25 protein-coding genes are annotated in these 20,580 nt (G+C 66.7%); 12 read left to right on the top strand and 13 right to left on the bottom strand.

Features of this window, described 5'->3' with window-relative positions; genetic code table 11:
* Window positions 1–113: 113 nt before the first annotated feature.
* Complete coding sequence (locus ACZLIB_RS00675; RefSeq protein ID WP_004134798.1) at window positions 114–689, bottom strand: OmpO family porin; 576 nt, start codon at window positions 687–689, stop codon at window positions 114–116.
* A gap of 206 nt (window positions 690–895) precedes the next feature.
* On the opposite strand from ACZLIB_RS00675, the gene ACZLIB_RS00670 reads away from it, so the two are divergent.
* The 5 genes from ACZLIB_RS00670 to ACZLIB_RS00650 all read left to right on the top strand — a co-directional run bounded on the left by ACZLIB_RS00670 (window position 896) and on the right by ACZLIB_RS00650 (window position 5,246).
* Entirely contained in the window at window positions 896–1,846 is a 951-nt protein-coding gene (locus ACZLIB_RS00670; RefSeq protein WP_204305861.1) for a DUF2268 domain-containing putative Zn-dependent protease, read from the top strand.
* A gap of 212 nt (window positions 1,847–2,058) precedes the next feature.
* Window positions 2,059–2,331 carry a hypothetical protein gene (locus tag ACZLIB_RS00665; RefSeq protein WP_012509703.1) on the top strand — a complete coding sequence of 91 codons (273 nt, stop codon included), beginning with the start codon at window positions 2,059–2,061 and terminating at the stop codon, window positions 2,329–2,331.
* 155 nt (window positions 2,332–2,486) lie between these two features.
* Window positions 2,487–3,173, top strand: a complete 687-nt coding sequence (locus ACZLIB_RS00660) for a L,D-transpeptidase (RefSeq protein ID WP_032130168.1) — start codon at window positions 2,487–2,489, stop codon at window positions 3,171–3,173.
* A gap of 472 nt (window positions 3,174–3,645) precedes the next feature.
* On the top strand, window positions 3,646–3,867 hold the full coding sequence (locus tag ACZLIB_RS00655; RefSeq protein WP_200881082.1) for a helix-turn-helix domain-containing protein: 222 nt from the start codon (window positions 3,646–3,648) through the stop codon (window positions 3,865–3,867).
* Window positions 3,864–5,246: a HipA domain-containing protein gene (locus ACZLIB_RS00650; protein WP_478468911.1), complete on the top strand. Its 1,383-nt coding sequence runs from the start codon at window positions 3,864–3,866 to the stop codon at window positions 5,244–5,246. The genes ACZLIB_RS00655 and ACZLIB_RS00650 overlap by 4 nt, the downstream gene beginning before the upstream one ends.
* Before the next feature lie 36 nt (window positions 5,247–5,282).
* On the opposite strand, the gene ACZLIB_RS00645 is transcribed toward ACZLIB_RS00650, so the two are convergent.
* Window positions 5,283–5,948 carry an Ivy family c-type lysozyme inhibitor gene (locus tag ACZLIB_RS00645; protein WP_107431376.1) on the bottom strand — a complete coding sequence of 222 codons (666 nt, stop codon included), beginning with the start codon at window positions 5,946–5,948 and terminating at the stop codon, window positions 5,283–5,285.
* 115 nt (window positions 5,949–6,063) lie between these two features.
* Between ACZLIB_RS00645 and ACZLIB_RS00640 the strand changes: the two genes are divergently transcribed.
* Window positions 6,064–6,540 carry a YybH family protein gene (locus ACZLIB_RS00640; RefSeq protein WP_478468910.1) on the top strand — a complete coding sequence of 159 codons (477 nt, stop codon included), beginning with the start codon at window positions 6,064–6,066 and terminating at the stop codon, window positions 6,538–6,540.
* A 144-nt stretch (window positions 6,541–6,684) separates the two neighbouring features.
* Here the strand turns inward: ACZLIB_RS00640 and ACZLIB_RS00635 are convergent, their stop codons facing one another.
* The 5 genes from ACZLIB_RS00635 to ACZLIB_RS00615 all read right to left on the bottom strand — a co-directional run bounded on the left by ACZLIB_RS00635 (window position 6,685) and on the right by ACZLIB_RS00615 (window position 9,770).
* Window positions 6,685–7,710, bottom strand: a complete 1,026-nt coding sequence (locus tag ACZLIB_RS00635) for an NAD(P)H-dependent glycerol-3-phosphate dehydrogenase (protein WP_010487166.1) — start codon at window positions 7,708–7,710, stop codon at window positions 6,685–6,687.
* Window positions 7,711–7,730: 20 nt separating this feature from the next.
* Complete coding sequence (gene secB, locus ACZLIB_RS00630) at window positions 7,731–8,249, bottom strand: protein-export chaperone SecB (RefSeq protein ID WP_005407596.1); 519 nt, start codon at window positions 8,247–8,249, stop codon at window positions 7,731–7,733.
* A 100-nt stretch (window positions 8,250–8,349) separates the two neighbouring features.
* Complete coding sequence (locus ACZLIB_RS00625; protein ID WP_004134671.1) at window positions 8,350–8,787, bottom strand: rhodanese-like domain-containing protein; 438 nt, start codon at window positions 8,785–8,787, stop codon at window positions 8,350–8,352.
* Window positions 8,788–8,844: 57 nt separating this feature from the next.
* Window positions 8,845–9,270: a hypothetical protein gene (locus ACZLIB_RS00620; RefSeq protein WP_049423133.1), complete on the bottom strand. Its 426-nt coding sequence runs from the start codon at window positions 9,268–9,270 to the stop codon at window positions 8,845–8,847.
* 32 nt (window positions 9,271–9,302) lie between these two features.
* Window positions 9,303–9,770 (bottom strand): YiiD C-terminal domain-containing protein, encoded by a 468-nt coding sequence (locus ACZLIB_RS00615; protein WP_005407593.1) that lies wholly within the window; start codon window positions 9,768–9,770, stop codon window positions 9,303–9,305.
* 35 nt (window positions 9,771–9,805) lie between these two features.
* Between ACZLIB_RS00615 and ACZLIB_RS00610 the strand changes: the two genes are divergently transcribed.
* From ACZLIB_RS00610 to ACZLIB_RS00600, 3 genes are all read left to right on the top strand, one after another.
* Window positions 9,806–10,615 carry a uroporphyrinogen-III synthase gene (locus tag ACZLIB_RS00610; protein WP_049462221.1) on the top strand — a complete coding sequence of 270 codons (810 nt, stop codon included), beginning with the start codon at window positions 9,806–9,808 and terminating at the stop codon, window positions 10,613–10,615.
* 104 nt (window positions 10,616–10,719) lie between these two features.
* A complete protein-coding gene (locus tag ACZLIB_RS00605) occupies window positions 10,720–11,697 on the top strand; it encodes a uroporphyrinogen-III C-methyltransferase (RefSeq protein WP_049462222.1) in 978 nt (325 codons plus the stop codon).
* A 6-nt stretch (window positions 11,698–11,703) separates the two neighbouring features.
* A complete protein-coding gene (locus tag ACZLIB_RS00600; RefSeq protein ID WP_032130162.1) occupies window positions 11,704–12,999 on the top strand; it encodes a heme biosynthesis HemY N-terminal domain-containing protein in 1,296 nt (431 codons plus the stop codon).
* A gap of 219 nt (window positions 13,000–13,218) precedes the next feature.
* On the opposite strand, the gene ACZLIB_RS00595 is transcribed toward ACZLIB_RS00600, so the two are convergent.
* Window positions 13,219–14,514, bottom strand: a complete 1,296-nt coding sequence (locus tag ACZLIB_RS00595; protein ID WP_099551602.1) for an acetyl-CoA C-acetyltransferase — start codon at window positions 14,512–14,514, stop codon at window positions 13,219–13,221.
* A 93-nt stretch (window positions 14,515–14,607) separates the two neighbouring features.
* Between ACZLIB_RS00595 and ACZLIB_RS00590 the strand changes: the two genes are divergently transcribed.
* Window positions 14,608–15,495: a hypothetical protein gene (locus tag ACZLIB_RS00590; protein WP_478468909.1), complete on the top strand. Its 888-nt coding sequence runs from the start codon at window positions 14,608–14,610 to the stop codon at window positions 15,493–15,495.
* 117 nt (window positions 15,496–15,612) lie between these two features.
* On the opposite strand, the gene ACZLIB_RS00585 is transcribed toward ACZLIB_RS00590, so the two are convergent.
* The 4 genes from ACZLIB_RS00585 to ACZLIB_RS00570 form a co-directional block, all read right to left on the bottom strand.
* Window positions 15,613–16,239 carry a superoxide dismutase family protein gene (locus ACZLIB_RS00585; protein WP_285302935.1) on the bottom strand — a complete coding sequence of 209 codons (627 nt, stop codon included), beginning with the start codon at window positions 16,237–16,239 and terminating at the stop codon, window positions 15,613–15,615.
* A 31-nt stretch (window positions 16,240–16,270) separates the two neighbouring features.
* Window positions 16,271–16,840, bottom strand: a complete 570-nt coding sequence (locus tag ACZLIB_RS00580) for a superoxide dismutase family protein (protein ID WP_478468908.1) — start codon at window positions 16,838–16,840, stop codon at window positions 16,271–16,273.
* A 93-nt stretch (window positions 16,841–16,933) separates the two neighbouring features.
* On the bottom strand, window positions 16,934–18,382 hold the full coding sequence (gene ntrC / locus ACZLIB_RS00575) for a nitrogen regulation protein NR(I) (RefSeq protein WP_478468906.1): 1,449 nt from the start codon (window positions 18,380–18,382) through the stop codon (window positions 16,934–16,936).
* Window positions 18,375–19,436: a two-component system sensor histidine kinase NtrB gene (locus tag ACZLIB_RS00570; RefSeq protein ID WP_134950765.1), complete on the bottom strand. Its 1,062-nt coding sequence runs from the start codon at window positions 19,434–19,436 to the stop codon at window positions 18,375–18,377. Before ACZLIB_RS00570 ends, ntrC begins: the two co-directional genes overlap by 8 nt.
* 139 nt (window positions 19,437–19,575) lie before the next feature.
* On the opposite strand from ACZLIB_RS00570, the gene ACZLIB_RS00565 reads away from it, so the two are divergent.
* On the top strand, window positions 19,576–19,857 hold the full coding sequence (locus tag ACZLIB_RS00565) for a type II toxin-antitoxin system RelE/ParE family toxin (RefSeq protein WP_014035516.1): 282 nt from the start codon (window positions 19,576–19,578) through the stop codon (window positions 19,855–19,857).
* Between the two features lie 13 nt (window positions 19,858–19,870).
* Complete coding sequence (locus tag ACZLIB_RS00560) at window positions 19,871–20,167, top strand: HigA family addiction module antitoxin (RefSeq protein WP_088023180.1); 297 nt, start codon at window positions 19,871–19,873, stop codon at window positions 20,165–20,167.
* A gap of 62 nt (window positions 20,168–20,229) precedes the next feature.
* On the opposite strand, the gene ACZLIB_RS00555 is transcribed toward ACZLIB_RS00560, so the two are convergent.
* Window positions 20,230–20,523 (bottom strand): hypothetical protein, encoded by a 294-nt coding sequence (locus ACZLIB_RS00555; RefSeq protein WP_014035514.1) that lies wholly within the window; start codon window positions 20,521–20,523, stop codon window positions 20,230–20,232.
* Window positions 20,524–20,580 lie beyond the last annotated feature (57 nt).

Genomic DNA, 20,580 nt, shown 5'->3' with positions numbered 1-20,580 from the left:
CGCCACAGGGCCCATAAAAGTGAAGCCCGGCGCGAGGCCGGGCTTCGGTTGGCGTGTGGGAGAGAGAGAGAGAGTCACACGCCAGCACAACACGCACTAACGACAGGCGTTTGTTACCAGGTGAAGCGCGGGCCCACGAACCACTCGCGGTCGCCGGCCTTGGCCAGCTTCACTTCGCCACTCAGGCCCCAGTTCTGGTTGAACTTGGCGGTGGCGCCGACGCGGCCGTAGAACTCGCCGTCCGGGTTGTAGCCGTGCTTCTTGCTGAAATCTTCGTAGCCGGCCATCACGTAGCCTTCCACGTACGGGTTGAACGCGGTGCGCACGCCCACTTCGGTGGAGTAGCCGTTGAAGTCCAGGCCGCGCTTCTCGTCGTACTTCTGGTACGCAACACGGGCCACCAGGTCGGTGTTCGGTGCGATGCCGTAGTTGTAGCCGACACCCAGGCGCCACTGGTCGACGTCATTCTTGAACTTGTCGGTTTCCTGGGCGCTGTAGTCGCCAAAGACGTGGAAGTTCGGGTGCACCGCAACGGAACCCTTCACCTTCCAGCCATCGGCGTCGCCGCCCTTGGCATCGGTGTTCACGTAGCCGCCTTCAACGTAGTTGTACGACAGGCCATCGGTTGCCGATGCAGCGAACGGCAGAGCAGCCAGAAGACCCAGGGCAAGCAGCGAATTCTTGTTCATCGGGACACACCTTTAATTATTTTGGTTTCGTCGACCGCCTCCCGGGAGGGGGAGAGAGAGGAGGCGGTCGACAGGTGTGAATTATCCGTTAGGGGGTCTAATCAACCCTGAATATTGAACTGACTGGTGTATAAATAAGGCTGGCGTTCAGGGAACTCCGCATGGCATTGCTGTCGGCTTCTTACGCGCATCACGCTCGATGCTTGATGCGGGCACTGATCCTGATCGCCTCGCCGATCGCGCTGCTGCAGGCACAGGCGGCTGAGCGTGTCGGTCCTGCCGGGCACATCGTCGTACAGACAGACGATGTCACGCGCTTCTTCAAGGTGCTGGACGCCAACCATGGGCGCCCAAGCGCCGATGATCTGCAGCACGCCTATCTGGATGCGGGTACGGATGCCCTGCGCAGTTTCACCGACAGCCGTATCGGCTCGATGGAGCGGCTGGCCAGGGCCATCCAGGACAAGCCGGCATTGTTTGCGAAAGCGAGAACCTGCGCGACCGCATTGCCATCGATCCGCACGCGCGTCGCCGCTGCCGTCGATCAGCTCGGCGCCCTGTTGCCATCTGCGCGCTTTCCTCCGGTCACCGTACTGGTGGGCCGCGGCAACAGTGGTGGCGTTACCACCGAAGCAGGTGTGGTCATCGGACTGGAAGCGCTGTGCAATGCCGACTGGATGCAGGCCGATGCAAGCGACCGCTTCGTGCACCTGATCGCCCATGAGTACGTGCACGTGCAACAGCCCGGCGCACGCGTTGATGTCGAGCAGCCCACCCTGCTCTATCAGACGCTGCTGGAAGGCGGCGCCGAATACGTGGCCGAACGGATCTCCGGGCAACCGGCCAACGCGCATCTGCAGCGTTGGGCGCAGGGTCGCGAGTGTGCGCTGGAGCGCGCGTTCCTGCAGGACAGCATGGGTACCGATCTTTCGAGGTGGCTGTACAACGGCCCCGGCGACGATACGCGCCGCGGAGATCTCGGCTACTGGATCGGCTACCGCATCGCCCACGCCTATGTTGCGCGCGCGCCCGACACGCCCAACGCCATCGCCGAACTGCTGGATGTCCAGCCTGGAAACGCTGCAGCGCTGCTGGAAGCAAGTGGATGGCAGCCTGCGTGTGGAGCAGGCGAAAGCACACAGACGCACATGCCGTGATGCCGGCTTCATGCAGGTGAATGGGTGATATTGAACAGGCACAAGGCGATACGCCGGTGCAGATCAGCCCGCTTGATCCCGCTTGTTAAGGTTCGTTGATTTACAGGCCTTCACAGCCCATCCACGTACTCAAATTCCAGCTGAAAGCGCTTGGTAGCGCCGGGAACAAACGCCGCTATATTCCAGCTTCCCCAGACGAAGGAGGGAGTGGAATGAAACTGACCTCGCAACACATGAAGATGGCCCGTGCACTCAGCGTGGCGCTCATCGCCACCGTGAGCCTTGGCGCTTGCGCCTCTTACAAGAACGAGTTTGCAACGATCAACTCGCGTCTCGACCAGCTCGATGTAAAGGTGCAGGGCGCCGCCCAGAGTGCCGAGTCCGCCAACCAGTCGGCGCAGCAGGCCAACCAGCGTCTGGACCAGATCGAAGGTCGCGTGCAGCAGCTTGAAAGGGCACCAGCGGGCCGCAAGCCGCGCGGCTGATCCTCCCTCACCGTTTGAACTGATCCATCTCTGTATCGGGAACCAGTGGCCTTCGCCGGCCACTGGCATCCTTCCACCAAGATTGCACTGCAAGGAGCCGTCCCATTCGTACCTCCTCCTCCCCTGCGCGCCGCGCCCTCCATGCCGCACTGGCCATGGCACTGGCCGTTGCGTGCAGCGGCGTAGCCAACGCCAGGGACAAGGACGCACCTGCACCCCCGGTCGCCGCAGTCGATGAACTGCCCGCTGACCAGAGCGTGTCCGAGACGGTGATCGAACTGGCCGGCTGGGTAGTCGCCAGCAAGGACAACCAGGGTTATCCGTTCGCGATCATGGACAAGGCGGCTGCGCAGGTACTGGTCTTCGGTGGAGACGGCAAGCTGCGCGGTGCCGCACCGGCGCTGTTCGGTTCGGCCATCGGCGATCACTCCGCACCCGGCGTTGCCAAGCTCGCGCTGAGTGCGATTCCAGGCCATGACCGCACTACCCCGGCGGGCCGTTTCATTGGTGGCTATGGCCCCTCCGACGATGCCGGTCGCGTGCTGTGGGTGGACTACGATTCCGCCGTGTCGATGCACCCGCTGCCGCCAGGCACTCCGAAAGAGAAGCGCGCCGAACGGCTGGCATCACCTTCGCCGGACGACAACCGCGTTACGCACGGCTGCATCAACGTCACGCCTGCGTTCTACGAGCAGATCGTGCAATCCACGTTCGAAAAGGGCGGCGTGTTCTACATCCTTCCGGACAAGGATTCGATCGCGAAGACGTTCCCGGAGTTCGCGCAGAGCCGGGGCGATGCAAAGGACGAAGACGAGAAAGGCGCGCGGCGCGCGAGCAAGTAACAGACGCTTTGCCTGCGGCCATGGCTGGTTGTGGCCGGGGTGCGGCCAGGCCTGTTGACGTTGCGAGCCTGCGCTGCAGGCAGAGGTTCCCGGGCACGCTCCTGGCAGGCCCCACCTGGACCCCACTCATCGCGGACGTCCCACCCTCGTGGCGCTGCCCATATGGACCGGATGAGGCATCGCGCTCCCACGACGTCAAAGAATCCTTGAGTTCATGAGGATTTTTTGCAGGCTGGACGCCTTTGCAGATAAATCCTTATTTCAATGAGGATTTTCTTGCATCCAGCTCTTTTGCAAAAAAAATCCTCAAGATCGAAAGGATTCTAAGGAATCCTGGGTTTTGCGCGAAGAATCCTCACTGCAGTGAGGATTCTATGGTATAGACGATGGGTCGAATCCAGAGCGTCAGGCTCTGCTGGGGGAGTTCCCATTGAAGATCAGGCTTGAGAAGGCTGAGGCCTTGGGACCACTGGTGAGAGCCGCCCGCAAGCATCAGGGACTGCGCCAGGATGCAACCGCCGAAGGCATCGGGGTCAGCGAAAATTTCCTGGCCAAGGTCGAACGCGGCGGTACCACGGTGCAATGGGGCAAGTTGTTCACCGTGCTTGACGAGCTGGGGCTGCATGTCGAAATCGACGTGCCGGACGAAGCGATGGCCCTGCTGGCCAAACGTGCCAACGGGAAGGTGCCATGAGCGCCCCCCGTATCGATCTCAGGGACGTCATTACAACGACCGTCCTGTCTGGACTGCACTATCCGCTTCCACCACGCGAACTGCAGGTCAGCATCGACGAAGCGCCGGTGGGCCGCCTGACCGAAGCAGCAAACCTGTGGCGCTTCACCTATACGCCGGAGTGGCTCGGCAGCGCACATCGGTTTCCACTGGCGCCTGCGTTGCCACTGCAAGACACCGCCATCCTCGATGGCTCCAGCCAACGCCCCGTGCAGTGGTACTTCGACAATCTGCTGCCGGAAGAGCAGCAACGCACGCTGATGGCAACCGATGCCAGGGTGGATGGCGCGGACGCGTTCGCATTGCTGGCCGCCTATGGCGCGGAATCGGCAGGCTCGTTGACGCTGCTGCCTCCAGGCGAGCGCCTGCCACCCGGCGGCAGAAAACCACTACCCGATGCGGAACTCTCCACGCGTATCCAAGGCCTGCCACGCACGTCGCTTGCGGCGGGTGCCGCCAAGCGCATGTCACTGGCAGGTGCCCAGCACAAGCTGGCAATCATCGAGACAGGGGGAGAACTCTACCAACCTCTGGGCGCCGAGCCCTCGACCCACATCCTCAAGCCTGACAGCACCAGCAGCAGTTATCCCCACAGCGTGGCCAACGAGTGGTTCGTGATGCGCCTTGCACAGCGCTTGGGGCTGCAGGTACCGAAGATCGAGCGCCGCTACGTACCGGAGCCGGTCTTCATCATCGAGCGCTTTGATCGCGAAATCACCGCCGATGCCATCCATCGCCGTCATGCCATCGACGCCTGCCAGCTGCTCAACCTCGACCGGCAGTTCAAGTACACGCTCGGCAGCATCGACACCCTGAAGGTCATCGTCGAGCAATGCAGAAGCAAGCTCAAGACGCGCGTCCGCCTGTTCGACTGGTTGATCTTCAATGTACTCACCGGCAACAACGATGCGCACCTGAAGAACCTGAGCTTCCTGGTCGACAGCAGGGGCATCGAACTGGCCCCCCACTACGACCTGCTGTCCACCGCATGTTACGAGACCCGCGCGTATGCCGACGAGGGCGCACGTTGGCCAGAACGCTCGGAACTGTCGTGGCCCATTCTCGGTGTCGCGCGCTTCCACGACCTTCGTTTCGAGCATCTGGTTTCTGCCGGTGAAGCCCTGGGCCTGGGAAGACCAGCCGCTACCCGGCAGCTGCGCCATCAGATCGACCGCATCGCAGGCGAAGCCCAGGCGCTTTACGCGGAGGTGCTGCAGGAGAACCAGCAATGGCTGACCCGTTTCGACATCGGCCCAACCCTGGAAGGCGAAGTGCATTTCCTGAGAACACTGGTCCACGTGATCATCGCCGACATGGTGAGGCAGCTTTCACCGGCATGATGCGGCCGCCGGAACATCATCCGGCGTCACCACCGATTACTCGCAGGACTCGCCTTCTTCCTTCAGCATCGCTTTGTCCACCGGCTGCTCGCGCTCGATCAGCGCGCGCTGCTCGTCGCTGGGTTCACCCAGCCACCAGATTCTGCAGCGCGCGGTAAGGCGGCCGACCATCTTCGACTGATCGGGCGAGTACAGCATCGCCAATGCGGTGCCGGGGCAGTCGTGGGCCTGGCAGGCGGTGTAGAACCACCATGGCTCGCCCTGCAGCACCACCAGCTCGCCGGGCCCGCTGGGCCCGCTCAACAGGCGTTCGCGCAGCGACGGAATCTCCTTGTCAGCAGATTCGGCCGCGGCTGTGTTCTTCATCAGGGCGTTGAACGCGGCCAGCACCTTCGGGTCCTTGCGGCCGCAGTCGTCCACGGTGTTGCCGCCGACCAGGGTGAAGAAGTGGGTCGCCAGCGGATTGTCCGCGCAGGTGAGTTCGCCGCCAGCACCCGGGTCTTCCGGTTCGCCTTCGTTGTCCCACACCGAGGGGTCTACGCCGTCTTCGATGGACGGCGCCTGCTCGACCACCGTTGCCGTGGCCGCAGGTGCTTCGGTGGTTGGTGCCGGTGCGGTCGGTGCTGCATCCGGCGCTGGTGCCTGTCCGCAGGCGGCCAGCAGTGCGACCGTCAGTGCCATCCCTGTGATTCGAATCTTCATTCCTTGTCCTTGTCTGATCTGCGGTGCATGCCGCCGCGCGGGCGCCTGCGTGATTCTAACCAGCAGCGCGCTAGGATGCGTTCGCACGTTCCCGTCATCGCCTGGAGCCGGACGCATGCACCGCACACGACTCGCCGTGATTTTCTGCAGTGCCCTGCTGCTGGCATCGCCGGCCATCGCCCACGATGCTGAAGGTGCGAAGCCCGCACAGCCTCTTCCTGATGCGGCCCTGCCCGCGACGCTGGACCGCGTACTGCGCGACTACGAGCAGGCCTGGCGCACGGGCGATGCCAGGGAACTGGCTGCGCTGTTCGCCGAGGATGGTTTTGTGCTGCAGAGCAACCAGCTACCGGTGCGTGGGCGCAGCGCGATCGAAGCCGCGTATGCCGGCCAGGGCGGCAGCCCGTTGCGGCTGCGCGCGCTGGCGTACTCGGTGGAGGGCAGCACGGGCTACATCATTGGTGCCTACCGCTACGGCAACAACGTGGGGGACACCGGCAAGTTCACGCTGACGCTGAAGCGCGTGGGCGACGGGCCGTGGTTGATCTTCTCGGACATGGACAACGGCAACGCACCGCCGCGGGCGCGGTGATGGATTCCGCCGGGCATGGCCCGGCGCTACCGGGCGCCAACCAAGGTTGGCTGCTACCAGAAGCGGATTCCGGAGTAGATCCACGCCATGCGTGGATGGGCCACACACATAAAAAACCCCGGCACGTGGCCGGGGTTTTTCGATTCACTTGAACAGCGTGTCCGGATACTCCGGTTTCTGTTCCCGTGCCAGCAGCGCGCGCAGGCCTTCCTCAGGCGTCTGCTCGCCGTGCAGCACGGCACGCACGCGGTCCGAGATCGGCAGGTCGATGCCATGACGGCGTGCCTGTCGCATCACTTCGTCGGCGGTCTGCACCGACTCGACCACCTGGCCGATTTCGCGCACGGCATCCTGCAGCGTCTGGCCACGGCCCAGGGCCAGGCCCAGGCGGCGGTTGCGCGACAGGTCGCCGGTGCAGGTCAGCACCAGATCGCCCAGGCCCGCCAGGCCCATCAGCGTTTCCGGCTTGGCGCCGATCGCCGCGGCCAGGCGCAGCATCTCGTTGAGGCCACGGGTGATCAGGCCGGCACGGGCGTTGAGGCCCAGCTGCATGCCGTCGGCCACACCCGTAGCCACGGCCAGCACGTTCTTCATCGCGCCGCCCAGCTCGGCACCGACCATGTCGTCGCCGGTGTAGGCGCGGAACGCCGGGCCATGCATTGCCTCGGCCACCGTCTGCGCGAACTCGGGCACGTCGCCGTGCACGGTGATCGCGGTCGGCAGGCCCTGGGTCACTTCCTTGGCGAACGACGGACCGGTGACGACGGCCAGCGGCACGTCCTCACCCAGCACTTCGCGCGCCACTTCATGCAGGAAGCGGCCCGAACCAGGTTCGAAGCCCTTGGTGGCCCAGGCCACGCCGGCACCGGCCGGACGCAGCGGCGCCAGCGCGCGCACAGTCTCGCCGAACGCATGCGACGGGGTCACCACCAGGATCCAGGCCGCGCCCTCCACCGCCGACGCCAGGTCGGTGGTGGCACGCAGGCTGTCCGGCAGCGGGATGCCCGGCAGGTAGCGCGGGTTCTCGTGGCGCTGGTCGATGGCCTCGACCACGGCAGCGTCGCGCCCCCACAGCACGGTCGGGTGACCGTGCCGTGCGAGCAGGCTGGCCAGCGCGGTTCCCCAGGAACCGGCGCCCAGCACGGCGATCTTGTCAGCGGGAGTGCTCATCCGTGACGTCGCGGCAGGAATCAGGCGTTGCCAGCCGGCTCGGAGTCAGCCAGCGACGGTGCGTCGCCCTGCTCCTGGCGCTGGCGCAGGGTTTCTGCGTACAGGCCTTCGAAGTTGATCGGCTGCAGGAAGAACGGCGGGAAGCCGCCGGCCTGGATCAGGTCGCTGATCAGCTGGCGCACGTACGGGAACAGGATGTTCGGGCACTGGGTGCCGAGCAGCACGTCGATCGACTGCGGGTCCAGGCCGACCAGGCCGAACACGCCGGCCTGCTTCACTTCGGCCACGTAGGCGGTGCGCTCACCGGCCTGGCAGGTCAGGGTCACGGCCAGCACGACTTCGAAGGCGTTCTCGCCCAGGCGCTGCACCTGCTGGTTCAGGTTGAGCTGCAGTTCCGGCTGCACCTGGTCATTGAAGATGGTCGGAGCGTTCGGCGACTCGAAGGAGACGTCCTTGACGTAGATCTTCTCGACGGTGAAAGCAGGGCCGGTAGCGGCATCGACCGGCGCAGCGGCGCCGTTGGTGATCTCTTCGGACATTTCCAGTAACTCCAGGTGAATGCAATGAAAACGATGGTCGAACTACTGCGATGGGGGCGGGATCAGGCCCATACAAGGCCGGATCCGCCACCTGCGGCAATCAGTTGCGGCCCTTGACCAGCGGCAGCTCGGCCTGCTGCCAGGCGGGAATGCCGCCGTCGAGCACGTAGACCTTTTCGAAGCCGGCCTTCTTCAGCGCCTTGGCGGCGGTTTCCGAGGCGTTGCCGCTGCGGCACACCAGCACCACCGGCGACTGCTTGGCGTTGGCCACCAGCTTGTTGTCCGGGCCGAAGGCACTGGCCTGGGCATTGCGGCTGCCGGCAATGTGGCCCTTCTCGAAGTCACCGCTGGCCGACAGGTCGACCACCACCGTGCCACCCGCGTTGATCAGCTGGGTCAGTTCGGCGGGCTTGATGCCCTTGAAGCCCCGGAACAGGCGGCGGATCTCGGTGACGATGATGGCCACGGTCAGGCCGACCAGGGCCGCGGACAGCATCGGGTTTCGGCCTGCAAAGGCCAGCAACTCTTCGTAATTCACTCAGGTCACGGGTCGATTAAGCGGGCGCCGATTGTCGCACAAGCCGGACGCGGCCCGTCACTGCCCCTTCCACAGGTCCGGCAGGCCGGCGGTCTGCCACCAGCGCTTGGCCTCGGCATCCCAGCGCCAGCGCTCAACCACCACCACGGTGCGTTCGGCCTGGGTGTTCTGGTTGATCACCCCGATTTCGACCCGGCGCTCGACCAGGCCCCCGTCCAGCGCGGCGCTGCTGCGCTCGCGGTAGGACGACACGCGCAGCTGCGCGTAGCGGTTGAGCTCGAACTCGGTGGGCGGCTTTTCCTTGCGCAGCTTGGGGTCCAGATAGCCGATGGCATCGTCCATGCTGCCCCAGCGGATGGTGGCGCCGTAGGCGATCTGGGTCTCTTCCAGCAGCTTGCGCTGCTTGCGGCTCAGGTCGTCGGCCGAAGCCACGGCGCTGGCCAGCAGCAGGGAACACATCAGGAACTGGATGAGGCGGCGCATCGGTGGTTTCCCCAGAACGTCAGCCTGCCATCCTACCCTTTGGCGAAGGCAACGAAGCGACCGCTGAACTCGGCGGCGGGCTTGCCATCGGCACCGGGCTGGGTGGCGATGATGCTGATGCGGGCCTTGCGGCGCTGGCGGAAGGTGTTCAGGAAGGCATCCCAGCCAGTGGCCTCGGCCGCTTCGGCATGGGCGTGCAGGTCTTCGTAGACCGGTGCCAGGTAGCGCAGGTTGCTGTCGGCCACGTAGACCTCGGCATCGTGGCCGGCCAGGCGCAGGCGCAGGCTGACCAGCGCCCAGCCGGACAGGGTCAGCACCGAGGCCAGGCTGCCACCGAAGGCGTTGCCCTTGTCGTTGACGTTGGCGGCCAGCGGCGCGGTGATGCGCAGCACGCCATCGGCATAGCCGTCGAGCTGGATCTGCATGGCGCGGACCGCCGGCATGCAGTCAAGCACGTCCTGCAGGGCGGCCAGCGAGGAAGTCAGAGCATCAACGGACATCGGAGCAGGGACCACGACAACGAAGGGCCCGCATAATGCAGGCAATGGCCGACCATACGATACCCACTGGCGCCGCCGGTTCCGAGCCGGGCTGGACCTTCATTTCGCTGCGACCGCAGGGCCAGAATTCCGCGCTGCGCCGCGCCGTTGCTGGGCTGGGCGGGCATGTGCTGGCCCTGCCACCCTGGCGCCTGCAGCGCCTGAACGGCACGCCAGTGGTGCACCAGCTGCAACGCGCGCTGAACTGCGATCGGGTGGTGTTCACCAGCCCGGCCGCCGTTACCGCAGCCGCCACCCTGTTGCCACTGGCCGAGGCACAACGCAGCCCGTGGCTGACCGTGGGCGAAGGCACCGCGCGCGCGCTGCGGGCGCAGGGTGTCGCCGAGGTGCATGCGCCGCAGCGGATGGACAGCGAGGGCCTGCTGGCGCTGCCGGTACTGGCGGACGTACGCGGCCTGCGCATCGGGCTGGTGACCGCCCCCGGCGGGCGCGGCCTGATTGCTGCGCAACTGCAGGCGGCCGGCGGCAGCATCGAGCGCGCCGATGTCTATCAGCGTCGCCTGCTGCGCCTGTCGCCACGCACGCTGGCTCGATTGGCGCATTCAGCGTATCCGTGGGTGTTGGCGGTCAGCAGTGGTGAGGCGTTGCTGCATTTCTGGCAGCAGCTTCCGCCGGCATTGCAGCAACGCTGTCAGGCACATGCCACCGCCGTCGTGGCCAGCGAACGGCTGGGCGAACAGGCGCACGCATTGGGGCTGCAGCGCGTGGTGCGCGCGGCCGGGCCCACCACCGCGCAGCTGGTGGCGGCTGCACACGCCACGCTCACCGTCCCGGCAGCGAACTGAACAGGGACGTGGGTCACGCTTGCCGCTGTGGTCGGCAACAGTGATGCTGTGCACAACGCGGCCTGCCGGAACCTGACCGGCGACGGTGCCGACAAGGAAGCCCCATGAACGAGACTCCGCCCGTTTCCCCGCCCCGTCGACCCGTGCGCTGGCTGCTGCCGCTGGCCGGGGTGGTCGTGCTTGGCGTGGGCGGCTATGCCGGCTGGTACGTCTGGCAGCAGCAACAGCACGAACAGGAAGCGCAGGCGCAGACCACGGCCGTACAGCTGCAGGGCCTGCAGGCGACGCTGGATGCATTGCGCCGCGACCAGCGCGCAACCAGCCAGCGCCTGCAGGATGCGGCGACCACCAACCGCGTGCTGCGCGACGAGATGCTGGGCCTTTCCCAGCGCAGTGCGCTGCTGGAAGAGAACCTGGCCAAGCTGGCCGACAGCGCCAACCAGGGCCGTCAGGCGGTACAGCGCGATGAGGCCGAACTGCTGCTGACCCAGGCGGCGCAACGCCTGAACTACGCCGACGACGTGGAAGGCGCACGCCGCCTGTATGCACAGGCCGCCACCGCGCTGGCCGATCTGCCCGACAGCGACGGCCTGAACCTGCGCCAGGCACTGGTACAGGAACGCGATGCACTGGATGCGCTGGGCACCGGCCCGCGCGTGCAATCGCTGCAACGCCTGGATGCCCTGGCCAAGGCCCTGCAGGGCCTGCCCTCGCAGGTGACGGGTGGCACCGCGCCCGGCGCCGGCAAGCCCTGGTGGCAGGCCACGCTGGCACCGTTCGTGGATATCACCCCGAGCCGCCAGAATGGCCCGCTGACCGCCGCCGAACGCCGCAATGCCGACGATGCGCTGCAGCTGGAACTGACCCTGGCGCGTGCCGCAATCGAACGTGGCGACCGCACCGGTCGCGATACCGCGTTGGCGCGCGTGGAACACTGGGCACAGCGGCGTTGGCCGGATTCACCGGCCCTGCGCGCGCAACGTGCTGAACTGAAGGCCTTGCGCGAGCTTCCGCTGCAGGCCAGCAACAGCGTTCTTGGCAGCACCCTGCAGCAACTGCGCACCCAGACCGACCGGAGGTAATCCCCCATGAAACCCCTGCAATCCCTGGTCGTGCTGTTGCTGGCCGTGGCCATCGGCGTGGTGGCCGCGCAATGGCTCGGCGCCGATGACCTCAACCGCTTCGGCGAAGTGACCCTGCGCTACGGCGGCTACGACTACCACAGCAACCTGCCCAAGGTGGCACTGCTGTCGGTGATCGCGGTGCTGGTGCTGTGGCTGCTGTGGAGCCTGATCGCAGCACCGTTCCGCGCCTGGGGCCGCTACCGCCGCAAGCAGGGCCGGGTGCGCCTGATCGACGGCCTGCAGGCCTATGAGCACGGTCAGTGGCAGCGTGCCGAAAAGCTGCTGGACGGTGCCGCCAAGGATCCGGAAGTGAGCGCGGTGGCGCTGGCCAACGCCGTGCGCAGTGCGCAGGCACGTGCCGACGGCCCCGCCGGTGAAGCCCTGCTGCAGCGCCTGGGCGAGAGCGATGCCACCCTGCAAGCGCTTCTGCGCGCCGAACAGCTGCTGGCGCGCGATCTGCCGGTGGATGCGATCAACGCGTTGGATGTGGCGACGATCCAGCCGCTGCCGCCGCGCGGCCTGTGGCTGCGTACCGAAGCGCTGGCACAGGCCGGCCGCGCCCACGAGGCGTATGGCCAGCTGGGTGCACTGCGCCAGAGCAAGGTGCTGCCGGCCGACGCCAACAGCGAACTGGAAGCACGCCTGGCCGCACAGGCACTACTGGAAGCGGCCGACGTCAATGCGCTGGCTGCGCAGTGGGAAGCCACGCCGAAGGCGCTGCGCCCGACCCCGGACGTGGTCGGTGCGTATGCCAGCCGTGCGGTTGCGTTGAACTGGGACGAACCGGCGCTGCTGGCGTTGGAACAGGCACTGGACCAGCGTTGGGATGACGAACTGGTGGCGCTGTATGGCCGCCTGCCGGCCGAACGCCTGGCCACGCGTCAGGCCAACCTCGCGCGCTGGCGCAACGTGCACGACAGCTCGGCTGCGCTGCGCCTGGCACAGGGCCGCGTGGCCCTGGCCCAGCAGCAGTGGGATGCCGCCGATGCGTTCCTGCACGAGGCCATCGCCGCGGGCGCCGGTGCCCCGGCGTGGGAGGCACTGGGTGAGCTGTTCGCACAGCGTGGCGAGCACGCGCTGGCCGCGCAGTGCCTGGCCAATGCGCTGCGACTGCAGCGTGGCGAGGACAGCGTGGAACTGGTGCGCGGCACCGAAGCGCCGCTGCGTGCCACGGTGGAGGAGCAGCCGGTTACGGTGCAGCCGCCGGTGTATGACGCCAACGAAGAGCGCGACGAATTCGGCAATCCACGGTTGCCGTGAAGCGTGCCGACCAACGGTCGGCACCCACCGGAGCAGAAAAACGCCGCCCATTGGGCGGCGTTTTCATCTGTGGAACCCGGTAGTCGCCAACCTTGGTTGGCGCTCTGACATCTTCCGAACGATGACATCGCATGGCCGACCAAGGTCGGCATCTACCAAAGCAGATCCAGCGCGCATTCCCGGTAGTCGCCAACCTTGGTTGGCGCGCGGTCGCAACGATCAGCGTTCGACGATCGCCACTACGCCCATGCCGCCGGCGGTGCAGATCGACACCAGCGCACGGCCGCCGCCACGTTCGGCCAGCTGCTTGGCGGCCGTGGCGATCACGCGTGCGCCGGTAGCGGCGAACGGGTGGCCGGTGGCCAGCGACGAGCCCAGCAAGTTGATCTTGTCCGGGTCGATGCGACCCAGCGGTGCATCCAGGCCCAGGCGATTGCGGCAGTAATCCTCGCTCTCCCACGCACGCAGGGTGCACAGCACCTGCGCGGCAAAAGCTTCGTGGATCTCGTAGATGTCGAAGTCCTGCAGGGTCAGGCCGTTGCGCTTGAGCATCTCCGGCACGGCCACGGTCGGCGCCATCAGCAGGCCTTCGCCATGCACGAAGTCCACCGCCGAGACGTGCGCGTCACGCAGATAGGCCTGCGGCTCATGGCCGTGGGCACGCGCCCACTCTTCGCTGGCCAGCAGCACGGCGGCGGCGCCGTCGGTCAGCGGCGTGGAGTTGGCGGCGGTGAGCGTGCCGCGGCCGGAGACCTTGTCGAACGCCGGCTTCAGCGTGGCCAGCTTCTCCAGCGAAGTATCAGGGCGCAGGATGTTGTCACGCTCGACACCACGGAACGGTGCGATCAGGTCGTTGAAGAAACCGCGCTCATAGGCAGCAGCCAGCTTCTTGTGCGACGACACCGCCCACTCGTCCTGCGAGTCACGCGAGATGTTCCATTCCTTGGCCATGTCCTCGCAGTGGTCGCCCATGCTCTTGCCGGTGCGCGGCTCGGCCACGCCCGGGAATTCGGGCTTGAGCTCGGAGAACTTGAAGCCAGCGGTGAGCGCGCGGATCTTGTCGCCGGTGCTCTTGGCACGGTTGGCGGCCAGCAGGCGTGCACGCAGCTTCTTGCCGTAGACGATCGGCACGTCGGAGGTGGTATCCGAACCGCCACCGATACCCGATTCGATCTGGCCCAGCGCGATCTTGTTGGCAACCGTGATGATGCTGTCCAGCGAGGTGCCGCAGGCGCGCTGCAGGGTGATGCCCGGGGTCAACGGCGACAGGCCGGAGGACAGCGTGGCTTCGCGGCCCAGGTTCCAGTCGCTGGAGTGCTTGATCACCGCACCCATCGCCACTTCACCCAGCTGCTGGCCATGCAGGCCGAAACGTTCAACCAGCGCGCCCAGCGTACGGACCGACATGCCAAGGTTGCCGACATCCGAATACGCGGTGTTCTGGCGGCAGAACGGAATGCGGACGCCACCGAGGATGGCGACGGGACGAGCGTTGGGCATGGAGATACCTGGCATGGATGAGGGTGTCTGCAACATGGCCTGCACGACGGAGCAGGCATAATGGAGCCAAGTGTAGCTGCCGCCCTGTGATGGGCCAACCGTGGAACCATGAGCAAACCCGACCCCGCGATGAATGCCCTTGGCGTGCTGGCCCTGGAACTGGCCGGCGGCGAAATCCCCCGCCAGGCGGTGCTCAGCGCCGAACAGGCCGGTGAACTGGCCGATCGCGTCGGCCGCGACCTGTCCAAGCTGGTGCCGCAGGTGGCCGAGCTGGACCTGGTGTTCGCCGCCGCCCATTTCGACCCGGCCGAAGTACTGCGCCCGGGCTGGCCGATCCATCGCCGCCTGGAAGAACTGCAGATGCGTGCGCCGGGCCGCAACCAGGGCCCGCGCCTGCTGGCCTTCGGTACCGATGCCAACGGTGACGTGCCGCTGCCGTTCCAGGCCGATGCCAGCCTGGTGGGCGGTGGCCTGCGCGTGGTGCCGTTCCTGCTGACCGGCAGCGACGTGGCGACGACCAATGCGGTGGCCGAGGCGCTGGAAGACACGCTGCTGGCCAACGGCATGGCCCATGCCGACACCGCATTGATGGCGCAGAACAGCTTCGGTGCCCGCATCGAGCATGCGCGCTATTTCACCGTGAATGATCTGGCCGCGATGATGTCGATGCAGTACGACAACCAAGGCCTGGCCGCGCTGTGGCCGCTGATCGAGACCGCGATCATGGCCCCGGGCGAGGACGAATGGCTCAACGCGGCGCCCGAGCCGCTGCTGCGCTACACGCACGGCGAGGCACGCATGGCGCTGTTCGATCCGGCCGGCTGGTGCGCGCACTACAACCACGGCAACAACGACTGCGACCGCCTGAAGGGCATCTACGAGCAGTTCCTGATGCGCCAGCGGCAGATGGCCGCGGTGCTGGAAGCGCACGGCGTGCCGGTGCTGTTCGTGCACTGCGAGGCCGGTCAGGACGCGCGCGAGTTGCTGGCGCGCTGATGCGGGTGTTGGTAGTGCCGGCCGCTGGCCGGCAACCTCCGGATCTGCGATTGCCGGCCAGCGGCCGGCACTACCGATAAAGAAAAACGCCGGCTTGCGCCGGCGTTTTCTGATGGCTTACTGCGCCTTCTGGATCACTGCGCAGGCCAGGCGCGCACCGGCGTTGCCGGTCGGCTGGGTCTTGTAGTCATCCGCATCGGCGTGGACGATCAGGCCGCGGCCGATGATGTCGAAGTCATCGCCCTTGCCGATGTTGACGTTGCTCGACACCGGGCCGTCGATGGTGGCCACGCCCTTGTCGTCGGCCTTGATGTTGGGCATGTCGCCACCGTGGTGCGGATCGGCGGACACGCTGCCGTGATCCTGCTTGCCCGGGTTGAAGTGGCCACCGGCGCTCATGCCGTCCGGCGCGCTGCAGTCGCCCTTCTCGTGGATGTGGAAGCCGTGCTCGCTGCCCGGCTTCAGGCCGCTGATCTGGCCGGTCACGTGGACCTTGCCGTCAACCACCTTGAAGGTGACGCTGCCCTTGGCCTCGTTGCCCTGGGTCGGTGCCAGCTCGGCGGTGGCCGAGGCGTCGGCCGCCGGGGCGGCAGCGGGTGCCGGTGCTGCGGCCGGTTCAGTGGTTGCGCCCTCGGCCGGCGCGGCCGGCGGGGTTTCAGTCTGCGGAGCGGCCGGCTGCTGGCCGCAGGCCGCCAGGCCCAGCGCGGCGATGGCCGCAAACAGCGAAGTGTGGATCAAACGCATGGAATCTCTCCCTGGATGATGCCTGCAGTGATCAGCGGACAACCCGGATCACGCCACAGGCGATGCGGACGCCGGCATTGCCGGCGGGCTGGCTGCGATAGTCGTCGGCGTTGGCATGCACGACCAGTGCACGTCCGGCGATATCGGTGGCGGCGCCTCCGCCAAGGGTAACGCCCTTGAGGTGGATATCGACGTTGGCGCGGCCCTGGGCGTCGGCACGCAGATTGTCCATGTCGCCCAGGTGGTGCTTGCCGGTGCCGGCGCGGCCATGCGCAGCGCCACCGGGATTGAAGTGATTGCCGGCACTGCTGGCATCCACCGCGCTGCAGTCACCGCGCTCGTGGATGTGGAAACCGGCCTGCTGCATCGGCTGCAGGCCACCGATCAGCCCGGTGATGTGGATGCCACCGGGCTCCACCATCAGCGCGATGCGGCCACTGACGATGCTGGCCGAGGCCGGCGACAGATTGGCCTCGGCCTGCTTGGCGGCGCTGACCACGGTCGGCGGTGGCGGGGTGGGTTCGGCCTTCTTCGGTGCGCTGCCACAGGCAGACAGCAGCACGGCGGCGGAGAACGGCAGGATGGCAAAGGACAGACGCATCGAAGACTCCTTGCAGGTGACACTACGGACGGCATCGTCCATGAACGATCAACGGTTCGGCAAGCGGGCGCGAGGATCGCGTGCAGGGACCGTTCAATGGCCCCCGCGACGGCGCCCGGCGCCCAGCTTGCGGGTAAGGGTATTGCGGCCAAGGCCCAGGCGGGCCGCGGCTTCGGCACGGCGGCCATGGGTGATCTGCAGCGCGGCCTCCAGCAGGGCATGGTCGACCCGCTCTCGCACCTGCGCGTGCAGCCCTTCCACGCCTTCGGCCAGCTGACGGCGTGCCCATTCGGCCAGCAGCGCCTCCCATTGCCCCGGATCGGCGCTGGTGGTGCTGCTGCGACGACCGCGCGTACGGTTGAGCGCGGTATCGACGTCGGCCACACCAATGGTGTCAGCGGCGGCCAGCGCCGCCATCCGCCAGCACACGTTTTCCAGTTCGCGCACGTTGCCCGGCCAGTCGTGTTCGCGCAGCGCCTGCAGTGCGGCAGCGGTCAGGCGCTTCGGCGGCGTATCCAGCTTGCGTGCGGCGGCGGCCAGAAAGGTGCTGGCCAGTTGCGCGATGTCCTCGCGACGCTCGCGCAGCGGTGGCAGCTGCAGGCGCACCACGTCCAGGCGATGCAGCAGATCGGCACGGAACTTCCCCTGCGCGACCAGTCCTTCCAGATCCTGGTGGGTGGCGGCAATCACCCGCACGTCGACGCGGATCAACTCGCGGCCACCGACGCGGAAGAACTCGCCCTGTGCCAGCACGCGCAGCAGGCGGGTCTGCAGCGGCAACGGCATGTCGCCGATCTCATCCAGGAACAGGGTGCCGCCGTTGGCCTGCTCGAAGCGACCGGTATGGCGGCGCTGGGCACCGGTGAAGGCGCCGGCTTCGTGGCCGAACAACTCGCTTTCCAGCAGCTCGGACGGGATTGCAGCAGTATTGAGCGCGACGAACGGCCCCTGCGCGCGCGGCGATTCGCGATGCAGCGCATTGGCCACCAGCTCCTTGCCGGTGCCGGTTTCGCCGGTGATCAGCACCGCCAGCGGCGCCTGCGCCAGGCGGCCGATGGCACGGAACAGCGCACGCATCGGCGGGGTATCGCCCACCAGTTGCGGCGGCTGGTCGCCATGCGCTTCCGCCGCAGGTGTGGGCGCCGCCAGTGCCGGTGCAACGGCCGGCAGCACACGCTGCGCCAGCGCCACGGCGTCGTCCAGATCGAACGGCTTGGACAGGAATTCATGCGCGCCACCGCGGAACGCACCGGCCGTGCTGGCGACGTCGGTGTAGGCCGACATCACCACCACCGGCAGCTGCGGCAGCGCGGCCTTGAGCTTGTCCAACAGCACCAGGCCATCGTCACCCGGCATGCGCACATCGGTGAACAGCAGCGCCGGCGGCGGGCCTTCGCTCAACGCCTGCAGGGCGGGGGCGGCGCTGTCGAAATCGACGACCTGGTAGCCCGCCTCGCGCAGCGCGGTGCACAGCACGAAACGCACGGCCCGATCGTCATCGACCACCCAGATGCGCTGCGGGGACGAAAAAGACTCAGACATCGCGCGGGGCCTCCTCGGCCGGGGCGGCGCCGCTGACGATCGGCAGCAGCAGGGTGAACACGGTATGGCCCGGGCGCGAGCGGTAGGTCAGTGTGCCGCGATGTTCGCGTGCGACCTGCTGCGCCAGCGCCAGGCCCAGGCCAGTGCCTTCGGCGCGGCCACTGACCAGGGGCAGGAACAGGTGCTCGGCCAGCTCCTCGGGCACGCCACGGCCGTCGTCGGCGATCTCCAGGCGCAGCGCCAGCGTGTGCAGCTGCTCGGCGATGCGCACGCCATGCTCCACGCGGGTGCGCAGGGTGATGTTGCCGGCACCGGCCTGGATCGCGTTGCGCACCAGGTTCCACACCGCCTGGGTGAGGCGGTCGGCGTCGCCGTGGAATTCGGGAATGCTGGGGTCGTAGTCGCGCTGCAGGCGTACCGCCCAGCCGGCCTCGTTCTCGGCCAGGCGCAGCACGCGCTCCAGCGCGGCATGGATGTTCAGTTCGGCATGCGGTGCGGCCGGGGCCGGCGACAGCAGCTGGTCGAGCAGGCCGTTGAGGCGTTCGATCTCCGAGCCGATCAGCTCGATCAGCTCGCGTTCGCTGGCATCGCGCTGGGCCGCGCGGCGGGCCAGCAGCTGGGCCGCGCCCTTCAACCCGGCCAGCGGATTACGAAGCTCGTGGGCCAGTCCCTTCAGCGCCGCGCTGAGCGCGCTGGGCAGGGCCTGGGTCGGGTCGAGCCCGGGGAATTCATCGACCGGATGCGCCTCCAGCAGCCAGCCGCCATCGTCGCGGCGGCTCATCCAGCCCTCGGCGAAGCGCGGGGCCTCGCCGGGCACCGCCAGCGCCAACCGGTTCAGGCGCAGGCTGTCGCGCTCATCGCGGGCCAGGAAATGGGCCAGTGCCTCGCCCTGCACTTCCAGTGCGGCCAGCGGCCGCCCCAGCAGGCGCCGGACGCTGACGCCCAGCCAGCGGGCGAAGGCCGGGTTGCAGCCGGCAATGCAGCCATCGGCCCCGGCCCAGGCCAACGGCGTGCCCAGGGCATCGAGGGACGGCGGGGGTGCGGGGTCGGACATTGCACCAATGTAGTGCAAAACGCGGGTCCGGGGTCGGATCGCGTCGAATGCGTCGCCAGTCGTCGCGCCCGGGAATTACGCGCCATGCTTGCCGAAGGAATACTAACGCCTTACGATACTATCGTCACACGTTATCAATATGCCGATCCAATCATTTGCCTGCAAACGTACGCAGGCACTGTTTGATGGTCATCGCGTGCAGAGATGGCGCCACATTGAAGCTGCCGCGCTGCGAAAGCTGGCCATGCTCAATGTGGCAGCTGATCTGCGGGATCTGCGTCTGCCGCCAGCGAACAGACTGGAATCGCTGCATGGGGACCGGCGCGGCCAGTACAGCATCCGCATCAATGACCGGTTCCGGCTGTGCTTTGTCTGGTCTCGGGAAGGTCCTGCCGAGGTCGAAATTGTCGATTACCACTGAAGGAGTCGTGCGAGTGCGAACCGCCCCCTACCCCGCTCCCGGCGAGATCCTGTTGCATGAATTCCTGGAGCCTCTGGGCATCACCCAATACCGGCTGGCCAAGGCAATTGGCGTCTCACAACGCCGTATCGGCGAGATTGTCTCCGGTGATCGCGCAGTCACTGCGGACACCGGGCTGCGCCTGTCCCGCTACTTCGGCGTTTCCGACAAGTTCTGGATCGGCCTGCAGGCCGACTTCGATGCCGCGATGACCAAGGAAAAGCTGGCCGACGTGCTTGCCCGGATCGAACCCTACAACGCGGCTGCCTGAGCCTTGGCCCGGGGTCAGAGCCCTTTCCCTGCGGAAAGGGACCCGAGCCCGGGCGGGCAGCGTTACACCGGGTAGCCGGTGGCTTCCCGGGCCTTCTTCCAGGCACTTTCGAATTCGCGCGCGGAGATTTCGTCGTCTTCGTCGAAATCCAGGAACGACACCGGCTGGTCGGCCAGCAGGAAGCGGTCATCGCTGTGGGCGTGCTCGTCGGCCCAGACCATCTTGGTGCCGTAGATCTCCACCTGGCGCACGATCTTCTCGCCACGGGCTTCCATCAGCACGTTGCCCTTGCCCAGGCCCGATTCGGCCCAGTGCTTGTAGTACTTCTTTGCGTTGTTGTTCTTGATGTTCTTCATTGCAGGGGTCCTGGCCGCAGGCGCGGCCGGAGAGTTCGGAATGGCGCCATTATCAGG

It is taken from the genome of Stenotrophomonas sp. 220_Sma, assembly GCF_056487375.1.
This window is presented reverse-complemented; position numbering and strand designations above follow the sequence as displayed.

Excerpts from the sequence above, each read along its gene's own strand:
- ACZLIB_RS00675 (WP_004134798.1), bottom strand. The coding sequence starts at position 689 with ATGAACAAGAATTCGCTGCTTGCCCTGGGTCTTCTGGCTGCTCTGCCG.
- ACZLIB_RS00670 (WP_204305861.1), top strand. The coding sequence starts at position 896 with ATGCGGGCACTGATCCTGATCGCCTCGCCGATCGCGCTGCTGCAGGCA.
- ACZLIB_RS00665 (WP_012509703.1), top strand. The coding sequence starts at position 2,059 with ATGAAACTGACCTCGCAACACATGAAGATGGCCCGTGCACTCAGCGTG.
- ACZLIB_RS00660 (WP_032130168.1), top strand. The coding sequence starts at position 2,487 with ATGGCACTGGCCGTTGCGTGCAGCGGCGTAGCCAACGCCAGGGACAAG.
- ACZLIB_RS00650 (WP_478468911.1), top strand. The coding sequence starts at position 3,864 with ATGAGCGCCCCCCGTATCGATCTCAGGGACGTCATTACAACGACCGTC.
- ACZLIB_RS00645 (WP_107431376.1), bottom strand. The coding sequence starts at position 5,948 with ATGAAGATTCGAATCACAGGGATGGCACTGACGGTCGCACTGCTGGCC.
- ACZLIB_RS00640 (WP_478468910.1), top strand. The coding sequence starts at position 6,064 with ATGCACCGCACACGACTCGCCGTGATTTTCTGCAGTGCCCTGCTGCTG.
- ACZLIB_RS00635 (WP_010487166.1), bottom strand. The coding sequence starts at position 7,710 with ATGAGCACTCCCGCTGACAAGATCGCCGTGCTGGGCGCCGGTTCCTGG.
- secB (WP_005407596.1), bottom strand. The coding sequence starts at position 8,249 with ATGTCCGAAGAGATCACCAACGGCGCCGCTGCGCCGGTCGATGCCGCT.
- ACZLIB_RS00620 (WP_049423133.1), bottom strand. The coding sequence starts at position 9,270 with ATGCGCCGCCTCATCCAGTTCCTGATGTGTTCCCTGCTGCTGGCCAGC.
- ACZLIB_RS00615 (WP_005407593.1), bottom strand. The coding sequence starts at position 9,770 with ATGTCCGTTGATGCTCTGACTTCCTCGCTGGCCGCCCTGCAGGACGTG.
- ACZLIB_RS00610 (WP_049462221.1), top strand. The coding sequence starts at position 9,806 with ATGCAGGCAATGGCCGACCATACGATACCCACTGGCGCCGCCGGTTCC.
- ACZLIB_RS00605 (WP_049462222.1), top strand. The coding sequence starts at position 10,720 with ATGAACGAGACTCCGCCCGTTTCCCCGCCCCGTCGACCCGTGCGCTGG.
- ACZLIB_RS00600 (WP_032130162.1), top strand. The coding sequence starts at position 11,704 with ATGAAACCCCTGCAATCCCTGGTCGTGCTGTTGCTGGCCGTGGCCATC.
- ACZLIB_RS00595 (WP_099551602.1), bottom strand. The coding sequence starts at position 14,514 with ATGCCAGGTATCTCCATGCCCAACGCTCGTCCCGTCGCCATCCTCGGT.
- ACZLIB_RS00590 (WP_478468909.1), top strand. The coding sequence starts at position 14,608 with ATGAGCAAACCCGACCCCGCGATGAATGCCCTTGGCGTGCTGGCCCTG.
- ACZLIB_RS00585 (WP_285302935.1), bottom strand. The coding sequence starts at position 16,239 with ATGCGTTTGATCCACACTTCGCTGTTTGCGGCCATCGCCGCGCTGGGC.
- ACZLIB_RS00580 (WP_478468908.1), bottom strand. The coding sequence starts at position 16,840 with ATGCGTCTGTCCTTTGCCATCCTGCCGTTCTCCGCCGCCGTGCTGCTG.
- ntrC (WP_478468906.1), bottom strand. The coding sequence starts at position 18,382 with ATGTCTGAGTCTTTTTCGTCCCCGCAGCGCATCTGGGTGGTCGATGAC.
- ACZLIB_RS00570 (WP_134950765.1), bottom strand. The coding sequence starts at position 19,436 with ATGTCCGACCCCGCACCCCCGCCGTCCCTCGATGCCCTGGGCACGCCG.
- ACZLIB_RS00565 (WP_014035516.1), top strand. The coding sequence starts at position 19,576 with ATGCCGATCCAATCATTTGCCTGCAAACGTACGCAGGCACTGTTTGAT.
- ACZLIB_RS00555 (WP_014035514.1), bottom strand. The coding sequence starts at position 20,523 with ATGAAGAACATCAAGAACAACAACGCAAAGAAGTACTACAAGCACTGG.